Origin of the sequence: Pseudomonas sp. IPO3774 (assembly GCF_013386835.1) — a bacterium.
In the GTDB taxonomy this organism is placed as follows: Bacteria; Pseudomonadota; Gammaproteobacteria; order Pseudomonadales; family Pseudomonadaceae; genus Aquipseudomonas.
On the sequence record NZ_JACAQY010000002.1, the window covers coordinates 127648 to 145277 of the forward strand.

At 59.1% G+C, this 17630-nt stretch carries 13 protein-coding genes; 7 read left to right on the forward strand and 6 right to left on the reverse strand.

Annotation, left to right across the window (positions count from 1 at the left end; translation table 11 throughout):
• Positions 1-4: 4 nt before the first annotated feature.
• Together HYE77_RS01045 and HYE77_RS01050 are read right to left on the reverse strand one after the other, a co-directional pair.
• On the reverse strand, positions 5-892 hold the full coding sequence (locus tag HYE77_RS01045; protein WP_032899456.1) for a nitrilase family protein: 888 nt from the start codon (positions 890-892) through the stop codon (positions 5-7).
• A 134-nt stretch (positions 893-1026) separates the two neighbouring features.
• Positions 1027-2991 carry an FAD-dependent oxidoreductase gene (locus tag HYE77_RS01050; RefSeq protein WP_177068272.1) on the reverse strand — a complete coding sequence of 655 codons (1965 nt, stop codon included), beginning with the start codon at positions 2989-2991 and terminating at the stop codon, positions 1027-1029.
• Positions 2992-3225: 234 nt separating this feature from the next.
• On the opposite strand from HYE77_RS01050, the gene HYE77_RS01055 reads away from it, so the two are divergent.
• The 6 genes from HYE77_RS01055 to HYE77_RS01080 all read left to right on the forward strand — a co-directional run bounded on the left by HYE77_RS01055 (position 3226) and on the right by HYE77_RS01080 (position 10604).
• Complete coding sequence (locus tag HYE77_RS01055) at positions 3226-3567, forward strand: FKBP-type peptidyl-prolyl cis-trans isomerase (RefSeq protein WP_003211564.1); 342 nt, start codon at positions 3226-3228, stop codon at positions 3565-3567.
• A 12-nt stretch (positions 3568-3579) separates the two neighbouring features.
• On the forward strand, positions 3580-4182 hold the full coding sequence (locus HYE77_RS01060; RefSeq protein ID WP_177068273.1) for an N-acetyltransferase: 603 nt from the start codon (positions 3580-3582) through the stop codon (positions 4180-4182).
• Positions 4183-4763: 581 nt separating this feature from the next.
• The gene (locus tag HYE77_RS01065; protein ID WP_003211562.1) at positions 4764-5480 is read left to right on the forward strand and encodes an MgtC/SapB family protein; all 717 of its coding nucleotides are present in this window, start codon (positions 4764-4766) and stop codon (positions 5478-5480) included.
• A gap of 293 nt (positions 5481-5773) precedes the next feature.
• Entirely contained in the window at positions 5774-6400 is a 627-nt protein-coding gene (locus tag HYE77_RS01070) for a response regulator transcription factor (protein WP_003211560.1), read from the forward strand.
• A gap of 1 nt (position 6401) precedes the next feature.
• The gene (locus tag HYE77_RS01075) at positions 6402-10037 is read left to right on the forward strand and encodes a transporter substrate-binding domain-containing protein (RefSeq protein ID WP_177068274.1); all 3636 of its coding nucleotides are present in this window, start codon (positions 6402-6404) and stop codon (positions 10035-10037) included.
• 135 nt (positions 10038-10172) lie between these two features.
• Positions 10173-10604, forward strand: coding sequence for a hypothetical protein (locus HYE77_RS01080; RefSeq protein WP_003211555.1), 432 nt, complete (start codon positions 10173-10175; stop codon positions 10602-10604).
• On the opposite strand, the gene dkgB is transcribed toward HYE77_RS01080, so the two are convergent.
• The 4 genes from dkgB to HYE77_RS01100 form a co-directional block, all read right to left on the reverse strand.
• A complete protein-coding gene (dkgB, locus tag HYE77_RS01085; RefSeq protein ID WP_003211554.1) occupies positions 10601-11404 on the reverse strand; it encodes a 2,5-didehydrogluconate reductase DkgB in 804 nt (267 codons plus the stop codon). The two genes, HYE77_RS01080 and dkgB, sit on opposite strands and share 4 nt — an antisense overlap.
• Before the next feature lie 293 nt (positions 11405-11697).
• Positions 11698-13308 (reverse strand): hypothetical protein, encoded by a 1611-nt coding sequence (locus HYE77_RS01090; protein ID WP_003211552.1) that lies wholly within the window; start codon positions 13306-13308, stop codon positions 11698-11700.
• Between the two features lie 65 nt (positions 13309-13373).
• Positions 13374-15110, reverse strand: a complete 1737-nt coding sequence (locus HYE77_RS01095) for a hypothetical protein (RefSeq protein WP_102606333.1) — start codon at positions 15108-15110, stop codon at positions 13374-13376.
• Positions 15107-16933 carry a tyrosinase family protein gene (locus tag HYE77_RS01100; RefSeq protein WP_177068275.1) on the reverse strand — a complete coding sequence of 609 codons (1827 nt, stop codon included), beginning with the start codon at positions 16931-16933 and terminating at the stop codon, positions 15107-15109. Before HYE77_RS01100 ends, HYE77_RS01095 begins: the two co-directional genes overlap by 4 nt.
• A gap of 159 nt (positions 16934-17092) precedes the next feature.
• On the opposite strand from HYE77_RS01100, the gene HYE77_RS01105 reads away from it, so the two are divergent.
• Complete coding sequence (locus tag HYE77_RS01105) at positions 17093-17557, forward strand: Lrp/AsnC family transcriptional regulator (RefSeq protein WP_032899475.1); 465 nt, start codon at positions 17093-17095, stop codon at positions 17555-17557.
• The last annotated feature ends 73 nt before the right edge of the window (positions 17558-17630 follow it).

Below are 17630 nucleotides of genomic sequence, written 5' to 3' on the forward strand. Positions count from 1 at the left end.
CCGATCAGCGTGGCAGGGCAGGGTGCTGGGTGTACCCGAGCATCTGGTCGTAAAGATCAGCACGCCGGTCCCGCTGCAAGTCGTTAAGACTGTTCCAGATAGGCGCGCTGCGGGCACTGGTGAGATCGACATCGGCGAAAAGGATCTCCTGCCGATTCGCCGACGCCACCGTACCGATGGGCCATCCATTGGTACCGGCAATCAGCGAACATCCCAGGTAACGCGCATCGCGCTCCTCGCCGATACGACTGGCGGCAGCGATAAACACGTTATTGACGTGGGCGGCGGTCATCGTGAGATACGACGCCATGCACTTCCCCGCGTCGTCGAACAACGGCGGCGGGGTCCACACCCAGTTGTTGAGGCTGCAAATAATATCGGCGCCTTGCTGGCTGAGGATGCGTGGCACCTCGGGAAACCAAATGTCCCAGCAGATCAACAGGCCAATACGGCCTATGGGTGTTTCGAAAACGGGGAATCCTGTGTCGCCGGGAGTGAACCAGAGCTTCTCCAGGTTCCACAGATGGGCCTTGCGGTACTTGCCAATAAAGCCATCCGGCCCCAGCAATACAGCCGTATTGAACAGCTGCATAGCGGAAATTTCGCTGAGGCCTGCCACCAGGTACACCTGATGTTTACAGGCAAAATCTGTCCAGGCCTGCACACTTGGCCCACCCGGAATGGCCTCGGCATGATCAAACGCGTCCTGACGGCTGGAGAAGAAATAGCCACAGTTAGAGAGCTCTGGCAGCACGATCAGATTGGCACCGCCGCTCACTGCTTCCGTCGCCAGCTCAAGGCTATGACGCAGGTTGCGCTCCCGGTTTTCCATTCCGACCTGGGGATCAAACTGTACGACAGCTATGCGAACAGGACTTGTTGGATCGCTCATTGCGGGTGACCTCTTATTTTTATTCAGCCAGAAGTGGCTGGATGTTTATAAGAGGCGACCTGATGTTTAAATGAAAGTCGGACGCGTCCGATAGCAATGTAGTTTGCTTCTGCCAAGGTTTTTGCATGGTGTGTTTATTTTGCTGGGGGTGAATACTCTGTTTTGTATTCTGGATAGTCTTGCATTGAGAATCCTCCATTGAAGAGGGCGCCAGTTCTATTGCAGATATTTATGACGGTATCTATTGCGCCCCTGAAACAAGGCTCTGTCCATCCGGCATCTACTGAAAAAGATTCGCCGCAGAGGTAAAGTCCAGACTTGAATGAGTAGTCCTTATTGTATTTCATTAAGCTGACAGCCTCATAGTAGGTCCCTGGTCTGTACAGTTTTGCGCATCCCAATGAGTTTTGGTCATTCATCCAGCGTTGCACGATGGCCTGCTCGTGGCCGATGTATGGAGAGATTTTTTCTTGGATGTTAGTGGATTTAACCAGGATTCTATCCAGCTCTTCTATGCACTTGGTTATTAACTCTTTGTCACTTAGTGAAGATAATTTTGTTGCGTCATCTTCCCAGGTGTAGCTCAAGAGTATGCAGTCGTAGGTGTGATGCTCGTTATAGCGATAGGTATATACATCATGTATGAAACTGTCGGTAACGATGGCTTGCGGGATCTTCGTGTTTTTGGACAGGAAGGTTTTTTTTAACGGGGCGTACACTTTGCAGCTGGTTTCCCAGTGAGCAGTTTTATAGGCATTTATCGTGTCGTAAGGGAGCATCTCTTCATCGAAACCCTCAAGCAGTATTTGTGTTTCGATTATCCAGGAGGGGAGCGTGATGATGACCGAGTCGAAGTCGGCATGGCAGACTTCAGTTTTTTTGGGGTTACTAGCATTCCAATGATAATAAACGCGCGTTTTCCCATTTCTCAGCTTTTCCAGTTTTTTTACTGGAGAGTCAGTCAGTAATCCATCCGTCTTCTTGAGGCTGAGGTCATACACGGAGTCGCTTATTTCAGGAGTACTCATAAAGAGCAGACATTCTGCCAAGGCCCCGAGACCTTTGTAGCTGGGCTTATTAAACTCTAGTCCCCGAGAGTCAAAAACGGCCGGACTTCTCAGGTGCGGCGAGTCGACTGCCTCGCCATCCAGTTTGACCCGGCCATGAATTAGCTGGAGGTGACTGCTGAAACCAAAAATCGCAGTCCGCAGGGGATAAAGCGAGCAAATGTCATAAAATGCTCCCCAACTGCCATCGCCTATTCCAATTGCATAGAACACAGCCGACTCTTGCGTCGTCATGCCCATGCCACCGAAGTCACCGGGGCGTTCCTTGTGCCAAGACTCAATAACCGGCATTTTCACTAAATCCCTAAACGAGATACTTTCGTACTTTTCAACTACTCTGGCCCAAAATAATTCCCATTGCTCGCTTCCGTATAATTCCGCAACTTTCTGAGTCATACGGTTCGCAAAGTTTTGCCATTTTGCAGACACTGCACTCAGGGTCTCGCCAGGTGGAGGCGTTATACCATCTTTGTTTTTCCAGATCAGCATGGTGGGCTGACTACTATTATCTATACTCCCTTCGCGTAAGTAGATCCCGGTTGATGTGACCCACGGGCTTCCCGGATTTGGGAAGTTTGAATGAACAAGATCAAACGCTTTGGTGTAATAGGCCATCATGGATCGGCCTTCAGTGGGGTTTTCATCAGATCGATTAAAAAAGGGCATACGCATCGCGCCCATTTCAAAGGGCGGTCGTCCTGTATTGTTGGAGCGCTGTCCACCAAGAACGGTAAGGTGTCTGCCTCCGATTCTTTTGGATTTCTCGATCAGGGATATGTCTTTAAAGCCGCAGCGATACAGTTCTCTTGCTGCAGTAAGGCCTGTGATGCCTGCCCCGATGATACATATTTTGTGGTCCAAATGAGGCGCCTTTGCAATTCCGCCTTTTTGCTCCACTAAGGCTCGATAATCGAAGCATAAGTCTGGTGGGCCAGGAAAACGGCCCCGCCATTTATTTCTGGTAGATCTCTTTTCTCTGGAAGCGCGGGCAGCAATATCAGCCGGGTAGTTGAAGTCTGATCCTATGGTCATACAAGTCATCCTTGATGTTCTATGTTTCTGGATAGTTAGGCTGCTCGTTGTATCGAAGAAGATAAATAGGTGGTTTGTATTTTTTTTACGTACGTTTTCGTGATTTTTTGTAGGTTGGTGCATTCGAACTGGCAGGCTATTGGAGAAAACGAGGTATGTGGGCTTGCCAAATGCGTTTGACTCTGGGAAAACGCCCATTTGGCGCGATCCGCGCATTACACAAAACGAGAAAAAATGAGCACCGAACTGGAAATCACCGACATCCGCCTCGGCGACGGCAAAACCGTGGTCAAAGGCGCCCTGATCACCACGCAATACACCGGCACTCTGGAAGACGGCACGGTGTTCGACTCCTCATGGGAACGCGGCAAGCCGTTTCAGTGCGTGATCGGCACCGGTCGCGTCATCAAGGGCTGGGACCAGGGGCTGATGGGCATGAAAGTTGGCGGCATTCGCACGTTGTTCGTGCCGGCGCACCTGGCCTACGGCGAGCGCTCGATGGGGGCGCATATCACGCCCAACAGTAATTTGCGGTTTGAGATTGAGTTGCTGGAAGTACTGACGCGGGATGATTGAGGGGCGGTGAACATGGATGTTGTTGAAGCAGGGGAGTTGCCGCGCAGTTCGATAGCGGGCATTCGGGTAGTTGAGCTGACCCTTGAGGGTGAAGCCGAGTTGCAGCGCTTTTTCGAAGCAGCCCCGGAATATTTTCTCGCGGTCAACGGTGAGCCAGCCACACCCACGGAGGCGCGAGATGAGTTGACTCTTCAACTGCCTGGTACCTGGAGCTACACGCGGATGTATTGGATTGGCTACCGCAATGCCGAAGGGCAGTTGGTTGCGGTGGTGAATGTGGCGTCGGATCTGTTGGCGGTCGGGGTTTGGCATATCGGGTTGCTGTTGGTGGCCACGCCGTTGCATGGCAGCGGTTTTGCGCGGCAGTTGCATGCCGATTTCCAGGATTGGGTAGTGAGCCTGGGCGCACGCTGGTTGCGGTTGACGGTGGTGGTGGGGAACGTCAAGGCTGAGCGGTTCTGGCCCCGGCTTGGGTATGTTCAGGTGCGGACTCGGGATGGCATCGAGATGGGGCGGCAGGTGAATCGGGTTTCCATTCAGGTGAAGGCGTTGGCGGGTGGGGTGATCAATGAGTATTTGGCGCTGGTGGAGCGTGATCGACCGTCTTCTGCGTAGCAGCTGTCGAGCCTGGGAGAGGCTGCGTTCGGCGACTCGGTGGAGTGTCTGGCTTGATGATCGCAGTGTGGCCGACGCAGCCTCGCTTGGGCTCGACAGCTGCTACGGGGGGGAGAGCTGCGCAGTGGTGCGTACCTGAACCCTCCCTGAAGAACCTGCCCAAACCCATCGGGTAAATTTTCCTACGGTTTACTCTCATTAATTCGGAGCGTAAGCTTCGCGCGTTTTCATCAATAGCGGAGACCCTCAGTGGGTACTTGTTCGAGTGACAGTCGTCGGCCGGTCTCGATAACCGGCACATACTTGGCAAGATAACGCGCATTTTTCCGATGCCGTTGTCTCGCCCAGAAGCGAGAAGCGGCATTTCGATGGCGGCCAGTCCTGGCCCGATTCCGAATTCCCTCTCATCGACGCTTAACAGTACGTGATGCCTTGCATCGCGGTACTGCGGACGCGCCTGTCGTTTGCGACGGGCGGGCCTGTCCTGTCGTGCCCGTGACTCAATCACGGCCCAGGATGGTCGTACCTGGCCGAAGGTTTCCTCGCGTAAGTTTGGCTGGTAATGAATAGGGAAGACGCCTATGCAAGCAATCAACAACATCAACCTCAACTCGCTGATCGACACGCTGGTCAGCCTCACCGCGGCCTTCATTCTCGGTGGCCTGATCGGGTTTGAGCGTCAGTACCGCCAGCGCACGGCGGGGCTGCGCACCAACGTGCTGGTGGCGGTGGGAGCGGCGATTTTCGTCGACATGGCCAACCGCCTGGGCGGCGCCGAAGGGGCGGTGCGGGTCGTGGCCTATGTGGTCTCGGGCATCGGTTTTCTCGGTGCCGGTGTGATCATGCGTGAAGAAGGCAACGTGCGCGGCCTGAATACTGCGGCCACGCTCTGGGCGTCGGCGGCGGTGGGTGCCTGTGCCGGTGCCGACCTGATCCTCGAAGCGCTGCTCGGTACGCTGTTTGTGCTGGCGGCCAACACGCTGCTGCGCCCGATCGTCAATAACATCAACCGCCAGCCACTGGACGTGGTGTCGGCCGAGGTGACCAACATTCTGTATGTGGTGGCCCGGCGTACCCAGCAGAAGGCGGTATTGGCCTTGCTCGAAGCCGAACTTGCTCGCTGCAACTACCCGGCCAGTGATGTGGACGTACGTCCCTTTGGTCCTGAAGAGGTGGAAATCGAGGCGACGCTGGCCGTGACCTCGGTAGACGGTGACGAACTGGATGCGCTGGTGGCGCGTATTTCCACTTCAGCCCTTGTGGTGCAAGCGTTCTGGAGTCCGAGTACCACTGACTAGGCCGCCTTGGCGCCCCCGGGACCGGCTATTTACTATGCTTATGGTGAGGAAAAGTCCTACATACAGCTGGGACTATCCCTTCAGTTGTTACGCCGTTCCATTGGTAAGGTTGCGCGCTTGCGACTAGCCAGGCACGCAGGTGCCGCCTACCTAGGGTTATGCGCTGTTCAAATGGAGGGACCCGACTGCTGCTTGTAGGACTGTTCAGTTCCGTTCGTCGGAACTGTCATTTCTCACAGGTAGATAGGTCCCGTGTGATGTGTAACGGTACTGAATCCTCCCAGGGGAGCCTTATGAGCAAAGCTTTAATCGTGGATGACCATCCATTTATCCGCGCAACCGTCCGCTATCTGCTGAAGCAGGAAGGCTTCGACACGATCTTCGAGGCCGGCAACGGCGCCGATGCCATGCAGATTGCCCGGGAGGAACGCCCCGAACTGATCATCCTCGACCTGGCGATGCCGAAGCTGGGTGGCCTGGAGGTGATCAGCCGGATCAAGGCGCTGGGCCTGCCGTGCAAGATCCTGGTGCTGACGTCCTACCTGGCGGTGTTTTTTTCCACCCGCTGCATGCGTGCAGGCGCGATGGGGTTTGTCGCCAAGACCGGCGAGCTGGATGAGTTGCAAAAAGCGATCAAGGCCGTGATGTCCAACTACAGCTGCTTTCCGAGCCTGCCCACCAGCTCGGTGCGCCGCGACGATTTGCAATCCACCGAGCAGGACCTGGTGGCAGAGCTTTCCGACCGCGAGCTGACCGTACTGCAGAAGCTGGCGCTGGGGTTGGGTAACAAGGAAATTGCCGAGGACATGTTGCTCAGCCACAAGACCATCAGCACTTATAAAACCCGACTGAAGGAGAAGCTGCGGATGTCGTCGGTGGTGCATTTGTCCAAGTTCGCCCAGCGCAATCATCTGATCTGAAATGATCAACTTTCGGGTCTTGTGGCTCAGCGCAAGTGTGCTGCTGGGCGCGCTCTGCACACAAGGCCTGGCGCTTGGCGAGCCGCGCACCCTGTATCTGTTGGGGCATTCCGTCATTGAAACGCCCGCCGTACGGCTGCATGAAACGCAGTGGAGCTGGCTGCGCGAACGGCGCCGGTTGTTGATGGGCATCTCTGGGCCCGACTACGCACCATTCGAGTTGAGCACCAGCGATGAACTCGAGGGGATTACGGCGGATTACGCGTCGCTGATCGCCGATGCGCTGAACATCACGATAGAAGTGCGCCGCTACGACAATCGCGATGAAGTCATCACCGCGCTCAAGCGTGGCGAGGTGGATTTTGTGGGATCTGCCAACGGCTACGAGGCGGCAGACCCGCAGCTGGTACTCTCGCGCTCCTATGCCATGGATCAACCGACCCTGGTCACCCGCACGGGTGACAGCCAGGGCCTGAGCAGCGACCTGGCCGATAAACGTGTGGCGATGTTTTATCACTACATGCAGCCTGACGCGGTGCAGGCGTTTTACCCCAATGCCCGGATCCAGCTGTTCCCTTCAACCTTCGAGGCCATCGGAGCGGTTGCGTTCGGCCATGCAGATGTTTACCTCGGCGATGCAATCAGCACCAACTACCTGATCAACAGGAACCACCTGAACAACGTCCGCATGGCCGATTTCTCGTCACTTGAGGTCAATCCCTTCGCGTTTGCATTTTCCCGGGACAACGCGCGCTTGCTGTCGATCATCAATGCGGCACTGGCGGTGATCCCGGTCAGCGAGCAGATGGAAATCCTGCGGCGCTGGAGTGCCGGCAATCTGGGGTTCCTGGGGGCGGACCGGCTGCGCTTGAGTGCCAGTGAACAGCGTTGGCTGGACAAGAACCCGAGGATCAAGGTCGCTGTACTCGACAAGTTCCTGCCGGTTTCATTTATCGACAAGCAGGGCGCGTTCGAAGGGTTGAGCGCCGAGGTGCTGGCCCGCATCAGCTTGCGCACGGGATTGAAGTTTGACTTCATTCCCGGCACCTCGATGCTCCGGCAAATCGACAGGGTCAACACCGGTGGTGCAGACATGATCGCGGTGGTCACCCCCAGCGTCGAGCGCACGGACAAGGTACGCATTACCCGGCCTTACCTGACCAATCCGTTTGTGTTGGTCAGTCGCATTGATGACGGCAGCCCCCTTACCCTGGAAGACATGGCCGGCAAGCGCCTGGCGCTGATTGGCAGCAATAGCCTGCAGGAGGGCATCGCCCAGGACTATCCGAGCATCAAGTTCGTGGACGTCGAGAACCCCGAGCACGGCATGGAGCTGGTGGCCGATGGCGGTGCCGATGCCGCCGTCAATACCTTGATCAGCGCCCGCTACATGATTGCCCGCGAGTACCGTGACCGGTTGCGGATCACCAGCACGGTCGGGTCCGAGCCGGCCCGTATAGCCTTTGGCGTCAACCGCAGCCAGCTGGAGTTGTATTCGATCCTCGACAAGGCGCTGCTGAGTATTACGCCCCAGGAAATGGACGAATTGGCTGGCCACTGGCGTAGCGAGGTATTGGTTGAAGACAGCTACTGGGCGCGGCACCGCAATGCGATTATTCAAGGTTTCAGCCTGGCGGCGCTGCTGTTGCTGATCACCCTCGGCTGGGCGATTTATCTGCGTCAGCTGATACGCAAGCGCGTCGAGGCCGAACGGGCGCTGAGTGATCAGATGCGCTTTATGGGCGTGCTGATCGACGGCACGCCCCATCCGATTTATGTGCGTGATCGCCTGGGCCGGCTGATGGCGTGCAATAGCGCTTACCTTGATGTGTTCGGTTTCAAGCTGGAGGACGTGACCGGTAAAACCGTGGTCGAGACCGACACCGGCAATCGCCCCCAGGCCGAGTCTTTTCATCAGGATTACCTGCGCTTGATGGAGCGGGGCGAGCCACAGATCCAGGACCGCGTGCTCAAGGTGCCGGGCGGTGCGGTCCTGACCATCTACCACTGGATGCTGCCGTACCGCGACGGTAATGAGCAGGTGGTGGGCATGATCGCCGGCTGGGTGGATGTCAGCGAAAGGCAGCAACTGCTCGGCCAGTTGCAGGAGGCCAAGGAGGATGCCGACGCGGCCAACCGCGCCAAGACCACGTTTCTCGCGACCATGAGCCATGAAATCCGCACGCCCATGAACGCCGTGATCGGCATGATCGAACTGGCCCTGAAAGCCGCCGAGCAGAACCGGGCCGACCGCGATGCGCTGGAGGTGGCCGCCGATGCGTCGCGGGGCATGCTGGAATTGATCGGCGATATCCTCGATATCGCGCGTATAGAATCGGGCCACCTGTCCCTGACCCTCGAGCCTTCGAACCTGCACGAGTTGCTGGCGTCGGTGGCGCGGGTTTTCGAGGGGCTGGCGCGGGCCAGGGGCCTGGTACTGCAGGTGGAGCTCGACCCGCTGATTGATCGGTACGTGCTGGTGGACCCGATGCGCTTCAAGCAAGTGGTGTCGAACCTTTTGAGCAACGCGATCAAGTTCACCCCTCACGGCCGGGTGCGGCTTGGCGCGTCCGGCTCGTCGGCGATTGCCAGCGGCTACTTGAACCTCAGGCTGTGGGTGGAAGACACCGGCATCGGCATCAGTGTCGAAGACCAGAAGCGCCTGTTCAACCCGTTTATCCAGGGCAGCAACACTGCGCAATCGGCGCGCAGCGGTTCGGGCCTGGGCCTGGTCATCAGCCGCAACCTGTGCGAGATGATGGGGGGGCAATTGCAATTGAGCAGCCTGCTGGGGCAGGGCACTCGGGTGGATGTCACCCTGGAGCTGGCAGTCGCCGACAGCACGCTGATGCCGCCCGCACCGGTTGCCGTGGAAACTCCGCCCGCCCACGCGCTGAACATTCTGGTGGTGGATGACTACCCGGCCAACCGGCTGCTGCTGGCCCGGCAATTGAGCTTCCTGGGGCACCGGATCACCACCGCCGAAGATGGCGTCGAGGGGCTTGAGTTGTGGCTGTCCGGGCATTTTGACGGGGTGATTACCGACTGCAATATGCCGTTCAAGGACGGTTATGAGTTGGCGCGGGATATCCGCACCCTTGAGGGCGAGCGTGGCCTGGCGCCGTGCCTGTTGCTGGGGTTTACCGCCAACGCCCAGCCCGAGGAAGCCGAGCGCTGCCGGCAGGCGGGCATGGATGGCTGCCTGTTCAAACCCACCGGGCTTGAGGATTTGCATGCGGCCCTGGCGCGGCGCACGGCCACACCTTCGGTGGCGCCCGGCACCACGGATGAACTGGCGGCAGACTTTGACTTGAGCCACCTTGAGAAACTGACCGGCGGGGATATCGACGCGGTGAAGGAGCTGCTGGCGCCCTTGCTCGACAGCCTTGAGGCAGACCATGGGCAACTGGTGAACCTGCAACGCAAGGCAGACTTTGCCGGCCTGCATGACCTGGCCCATCGCACCAAGGGCGGGGCAAAGATGGTCAAGGCCCATGCACTGATGGTTTGCTGCGAGGTATTGGAAAGCGTTTGTGAACGTCAGGCCCGCGACGAATTGGCCAGTGCCGTCGATGGCATGGATGAAGCGCTCTCGCACCTGCACCACGCGCTGTCGGGGTATTGCAATCAGACTTGACCGGTGCGGAGGGGTATTGAGTTGTTTGGGACAACTCCTACGTGAAGGTGGAACAAGCCTTATTTAGTCTTCGGAATATGTCTGGAAAATAGTGCGTCCAGTCCTTCACGAGCGCTTCTTGCTCAGGTGTTCGCCATGCCAAACAAAGCACTGACCCTCCTGATCGCCGATGAACAGCATCTGCAACGACTGTACATCGAAAAAATGCTCAACCAACTGGGCTATTACCGCATCGTTCCGGTGCAGACCTTCGAAGAAGTGCGGATCCTCACGGCGATTCCGGCCAGGCCGTTCGATGTGCTGATCATCAACGCCGGGCTGGCAGACAGCGACGGCGGGGTGCTGGCCTTCCAGGAACAGCACCCGCAGATTCGCCATGTGCTGGTCTACGATATCCGCGAACTGGGCACGCCGGCCGCCGCACCAACCCTGCTGGTGCGCCTGCCGGGTACGCCGGACAGCATCAACCTTGAACACTTCATGGACATCATCGACCCGCCGTCAGCCACCGACGGGTTGCGGGTGTTGCCGTGGCTGCGGGAGTTGTCCGGCAGCCCTGCGGCTTAGTCCCAGTTCGGCGCGATGCCTTTGGGGCTGGTCAGCCGATGGCCACGCTCCAGGGCGGCGATCTGCGCCATGTCAGCGTCACTCAGGGTCAGGTCCAGAGCCTTGAGGTTGCTGGCCAGGTTGGCGCGCTTGGTCGAGGACGGGATCACCGCGTAGCCCAGTTGCATGGCCCACGCCAGGGTCACTTGCGCCGGGGTTGCCTGATGACGTTCGGCGATCTGCTGGATCACTGGGTCCTTCAGCACTTCGCCGTAGGCCAGGGTCATGTAGGAAGTGATCTGGATGCCATGGGCCTTGGCAAACTCCGCCACGGTGCGGTTTTGCAGGTACGGGTGCAGTTCCACCTGGTTGGTCGCGATGTGCTCGGCACCGACGGCGGCAATTGCCTGCTTCATCAGGTCGACGGTGAAGTTGGAAATACCGATCTGACGGGTCAGGCCCTGGCGCTTGGCTTCCAGCAACTGGCCCATGAACTCGGCGACCGGTACCTGGTCTTCCGGCGATGGCCAGTGGATCAGGGTCAGGTCCAGGTAGTCGGTCTGGAGTTTGCGCAGGCTTTCCTTGAGGCTGGGAATCAGCTGGCCTTCGGCGAAGTTGGCGATCCAGATCTTGCTGGTGATGAACAGCTCGTCCCGTGGGATGCCGCTGTCGGCGATGGCCTGGCCGACGTCGGCTTCGTTTTCGTAGATTTGTGCGGTGTCGATGACGCGATAGCCCAGCTCCAGGCCGGTGCTGACGGAGTCGATGACGACCTGGCCTTGCAGGCGGAACGTGCCGAGGCCGAATGCGGGAATGGACATGAGTGACTCCTGAAGTGGTGTGAACAATGGAGTCGAGTATCGGCCTCTCGTTCCTTCGGAAAAACCGCTGAATCCGAAAAGGACTCTTTACCAAAAGTCATGAGTGGCCGGCGGGTGGCCACACGATATCCCTCGAGAGCGGTCTTACCGGGTAGATGCGGGGGGCTGTCGGACATTTCGGGCGTTACTTGATAAGGGGCGCCTCTTTTAACCAGCAGGAGCTAGCGCAAGGACCAAATGCTCAAGGCCTTACAGCACCGAGAAACCTTGAGCAGCGGTCTGAACAGTCGAGTTCAGGGTGAACCGTCCTTGAGGGTCTGGAAGGCTTTTACGCGCTTGACCAGGCTTTTCTTGCTGGCCGAATCGGCACTGTTGAACAGGAACGAAAAGTCCGAGGCCAGGGTCGAGCTGCCGGCGATGGTCGCGTACTGATGACAGGCATTGCAGTTATCGCCCTGGACGTAGGTCTCCAGGGTGGTGTTGGCCACCGGTACGTTGCCCTGGCTGATAAACGGCCCGTAGGACAGCGGCACTTGCGCACTGACACCCGGTTCCGGCTGGGTGGGCGGGTTGGGGGTGAGGGTCCAGAGTACGTTGATCAGTTTGTAGTACTGGAACACCGACTTGCCCTGGCTCTGCTGGGCAAAATTGGCCTGCACCGCGCCGTTAAGCGCCTGCAGTTCAGTGGGCAGCGGATGTTCCCGGGTGGTCTGCACGGGTTGGTCCCGTGGAAACGGCTCGGTGCAGTCGCGGTCCGGATGCTGCTGCTTGCACTGGATACGCGCCACGTTCGGCGTGCATTCGGGGCCGGTGCCGCAGTTCGGGTTGTTGAAGGCAAAGCTGTCGGGCGGCGTTTGTTGTGGCGGTACCTGGTTGGGTTCCGGCACGTTGTCCACCTGCTCGAAGGTGGTCCAGATAAAGTTGGGCGAGGCCTGGGTCTTGTTGATGATATGCAGGCCCACCAAGCCCACCACTTGCTGGGTGCACTGCAAGGTGGCCGGGTTTTTGAGCCAGGCGACGGTGGTCAGGTAACGCCCGTAGAGCTCCGGTTTGCCGGTGAGGATTCGCCATGCCGCCTTGACCTCCAGGGCTCCCAGCTGCTCCTGCGGCACTGGGTTGGGCGGCAGCGAGCGCATGGGTTCACCGATGGGCAAGGACAGCCCGCCGGGGTTCTGGTTGTCGAGGTTCTGCGCGACTTTCAGCTGGTTGGCCGCGTCGTACAGCCCTTTGCTGACGATGTAGTCGAACTCGGCCTTGCCCACCTTGCGTTCAAAAAACACCAGGTTCTGCGACTGGTCCGTCAGCCAGCCGCCGGAGGCTTCCATGATCGGGTCCGGAATCGAGGCCAGGGTGCCGCTGGACAGGTGAAACCCATGCCGCGCGTTGATCGCGCTTTCGGAGGTGGCGGTCATGAACTTGCGCGCCCCCACCGACATCGCCCTGAGGCTGCCCTGGGTGCTGCAATTGGACGGCACCAGGGTTTGCACGCCCCAGCCGGTGGGCACGGGCGCGCCGGGCAGGAAGATATCGTTGGCGTCCTTGTAGCTGGCCCATACCGGCGCCACGCTCATCGGCTGGCCGGAGGCAGTCGGTACGCCGAATTGCGCCAGGGTACTGTTCATGTCCGGCTCACCCGCGAGGGCAGGTGTGGCTGGCCAACCGGGATTCACCGGCCAGTTCAGGGCAATGAACAACTGCCAGCCAAAGCAATTCATGAAGCTCTGGCCGGTGGCGTTGAAGTTGTTGATCGGCAGGAAGCCGCCGCTTTTCGGGTTGAACACCAACTGTTGCTGCACGCAAGCGTCGGCGTCGGAAGTGGGGGATGCGTAGGCGGCCTGCATGGCGAACAGGCTCAGCACCACACTGGTCAGCAGCGATAAAACACTCAAGCGTAACCTGGACATCATCGCGCTCCTTGCAAGCAGGTAAAGCCGCACCCTGGGTGGGTGCGGCTGATGGGCTGTATCAGTCAGGCGCCAGGCACCAGCGCCAATCCGGATTCCCATGGGTGTTCCGCCGCGCTGGGGTTATCGGCTTCGCCCGGGTTGAGGGCGCGCACTGTCACCAGCCCCGGTGCGGCAGTGGGGCTTACGGTGATGGTCAGCAGGTAGCCCTGGGTGCCACCGGAGTTGGTTTGCCCGGGGATGGCCGAGGCATCCGGCAGGAACTTTGTGACCTGCGCCGTCACCCCAGGATTGGAGAATTGCACCCGCGCCGTCTCGGCGGTGGTCTTGAGGTCGGCGCCTTGCACCACCAGGGCAAACTGCCCGCTGGTGCCGGGTGCCAGCCAGGCCGGCAGGTCGGTGGGTGACTGCCCGTAGAACAGGTCCAGCGGCAGCAGCTGTACCGGCCAGGGTTGCACGCCGTTGACCCGGTCCGTCACGCACGGGCAGGAATCCGGCGTCGGGCTGATGGGCGTGGTTGTCACACTCAGGCCCACCAGCAACTGCTGGGCAATCACCCACACGTAGTCGATCGGCTGGCCGCTGATGGTGATGTCGTTGATCGAGAACCCGGCGCTGACCGGCACTTCAAACACCGCTTGCAGAATCTGGTCGGAGCCGTTGGCGGCGGATTTGGCGGTGCCACGGGTGATTTTCCAGTACTGGCTGACATCCTGGCCCTGGGGGCCTTTCCACGCCGAGAAGTCGGTGGGTTGTTGCAGGTACAAGCCGATGGGGTTGGTCAGCGACAGCCGGTTGTTCACTGCCACGCTGTTGGCCGAGAAACCGATATGCGGATCGGAGTTGCGGTAGTTCTGCCCGTATTGCGCGCAGCAGATCAATGCCTGGGAATTCTGGCTGCTGCTCAATGGCCGCAGGATGGTCGCCGCGGCAGCCAGGTACACCTCGGCGCTCAGGGTGTTGGGGCCGGAGGTCAGGTGCATCGCACCGCCGTACTGGCCTGGCACACAGGCGGTGCCGGCGTTCCATTTGTTGACGGTGTCGTAGGCCGGTTGACCGGTGGTGGGGTCGATGACCGGGTCGCCGGCCTTACCGGTCGGGCAGTCGGCGGTGTAGCGCAGGTACAGGTCTTCGAGTTGCACCTGTGGGTCGATGTAGTCGCGATACAGCCCCAGTACAGCAGTCGGATCGATGCGCCACATGGCCAGGAAATACGCCGGGTTTTCGCAAGTGAAGGTGATCTTGCGCATGTTGCCGTCGGCATCACGCACGATGGACCACTCGCAATATTCGTCAAGCCAGCCACGGGGGCCAGAGGGCGAGAAATCCTTGTACTTGCCTTGCCAGTCGATGCTCGGGCAGCGAGTGACGGGGAGTTGCAGCAGGGTGCCTTGCTTGTTCGGGTCGTAGAGCATGTACAGGGTGTTGTTGATCGTAATCTGGCCGTTGTCGGTCAGCTCCATCACCTGTTGCATGGACATGGCCTTGCCGCCCAACTGTGGAATCACCGCCGTGCCGTTGTTGTAGAAAAACGTCCACAGCCGATTGGGGAAGGGCGCCCAGGTAATCGCCGGCGGCGTGGTGGGGCCGTAGCCTTCCACCAGTGGGTTGTAATAGCCCGAGCGCGGCGCGTCATTGAGGCCCGACCACGGGTTGCCGATGATCGCGGACTGCGTCCAGCCGGTGAGGTCGTTGTTCCAGTCGGTTTCAAACTGCGGCAACTGGTTTTCCAGGCCCAGCTTGTTGTAGTCCTTGGGAGCTTGCCCGGCGGGAGAGGTGAATTGTTTGAAGGGTGTGCTCATGTCGATTCTCCAGGTGTTGTTGTGGTGGAAACGGAGCAGCAACCGGCACTGGGAGCAGGGCCGGCGACGGTTTGGCGCGGGTCGTCCCACACCAGTTGGGCGATAAAGCCAGGCAGCGGCGCGTACTCCTGCGGCGTCAACACCCGGGCACTATCGAGATGGGTCACCACCACGGATAACTGCGTGGTGTCAGTGGGGCGAAGGTTCAATGCGGCAGCAGTGCGCGCGGCATTCAGCGCGCGTGACACGCCATGGGTGATGCAGCGGCCCTTGTCATCCACCAGGCCCATGCCGATGCGACTGAAGCGCCCGACATAGTGCGGATTGTCGGCGCTCACCTGCTGCGGCGTGGCGTCGGGCTGGTTGAGGAATACGTCGATCAGGTAGGTGTCGTGGGTGCAGCGCACATGGTCGAACACCACCCACGGGCCCAGTCTTGCGGTTTGTTCCTGCGCTTGCATCGGCGTCGAACTTTGCTGGCAGCAGGCTTTTGCGGCCGGGCGGCGGGTGCCAAAGGGCGGGGCGACGGGCACACCGTAGTCATAGCCGATATGCCGACTGTCCTGGGCCATGTCCCCCAGGGGGGTGTAGCGCCAGGCGTCGGCACTGGTAAAGGTGACATCGTCGGCCTCGCTGCCGGCAAACGGCTGGAGCAGGCACTGGGTGGTGTACTGCGCTGCCGGATGGGCGCGGATCCAGACCTCCAGCATCCGGTCGATATTGGCGTGGTAGGAGCTGAACACCGGGTCGAACGCGGTGTAGGCGTTGTCAGCCATGTCGCCGCCGATCCAGCCGTGATAGTTGTCGTGGGGCTGCTCGTAGAGCCCGTCGAAATTCAGCGCACGGTTGGGGTACAGGTCATCTTCCTGGGGGGGATCAAACACCGGGATGTTCGCCCAGGGATAACCTGGCACGCCCTGGGGCTGGCTGAAGGTGTTGAACTTCAGGGCATCGACCACCTGTTGCTGGAAAATCCGGCTCATGCCGTACAACTGGGTGCGTTCGACGCGCTGCGTTTCGCCCCGGGTGTAGAACAGCGGGTTGCGTTGCACGAAGCGGCAGTCCACACCCGGGATGCTGGCCTTTTCACAGACCTTCGAACAACCGTCCTTGGCAGCGGCGTAGCGCAACGGATTAGGGCGAACCTCGCCGGTGTGCGGGTGCACGTAGGTTTCATCGAGAAACGCCTGGGGCAAGCCGGCCTGGGGGCTGCCGTCGACACTGGCGTCTTCGGCCATCCAGTCCCAGTAGGGGATGGGGCAGTCGATCAGCGCTTCCAGGTACAGCAGATAGGCCCGGTGCCACAGGGCAAACGCTTCCTGGTAATGCAGGCACCAGTTGGTGTGGATATAGGCGTAGCGCTGCCACGGGGAGCCGCTGTCGGCGTTGGCCACCTGCATTACGTCATCGAGGCGTGAGCGGTATAGGTTCAGTTGTTCCTGTGTCAGTGCGCGAATGTCCTGGCGCACGCGTTTGACCGGGTGAGGCAGGTCGGGTGGGGGGATGCGTTCTGCCTCGTCGAACGGTGAGGCGGGAGTGAGGCGCCAGCCCTGGTTGACCCACAGCCTGAAGGTTTCCAGCGCGTCGATGGGCCAGAACTGCTGCTGGTCGAGGGTCAGCGGCATGCTGCGGGAGGCCAGGTGCTGGTAGATGGTTTCGGACCAGGTCTTGACGGAGGCGGGGTCTTCGAGGAATACGAAGTAGGCGTTCATGCAGCCCACCCAGGAGGCGGCGACGGCGGCGCGTTGCTCTTGGGGGATCCAGTAGGGGGCGCTGAATAGGCCGTGGATATCGGTGGCCCATGTCGGTTTCGCGACTATCATAAGATCCCTCTCATGCGGCCCCGGTGCCTGATTTGGCTGGGCTGCTAAGCTGGATTGATGTTAGTGCGCCACCGCGCAGGATTTGTGCAAATTGGTGGGTGTTTACGGTGGATTCATTGCAGTTTTTTCAAGGAAGATATGGAAAAAATGACAGATGCCATGGATTTGAAGATTCTGGGGAAATTGCAAAGGGATTGCAGTCAGAGTCTGGAGTTGTTGAGTGACAGTGTCGGGCTGTCTTCAACCAGTTGTTACCGGCGTATCAGGCGGTTGGAGAGTGTCGGGATCATCAAGGCCAAGGTGGCGGTGCTGGATGAGCGCAAGCTTGGGATTCAGGTTACGGCGTTCTTCCTGATCAAGCTTGATAGGGACAGCAATGATATCGACCGCAAGATGCAGCATATCCTGGCGAGTCATCCGGAGATTCAGGACTGTTATCTGCTGACCGGGGAGTTTGATTTTGTGATGGTGGCGAAGTTTCGGGATGCCACTGAGTACACTGATTATATCTATCGGTTTTTAGAGATTTATCGGGATATTCCGATTCGTACTTATTCGTCTACTTTGGTGGTGCGGACGGTTAAGAAGTCTTATGAGTTGCCGTTGCCGGGGTCTTTGGTTTGAGTACATATCCGTTTCTTCGGTAACGGCCGCTTATGGTTCCGCTCTTACAGCGGGTCACTTTTGGCAAGCGCCC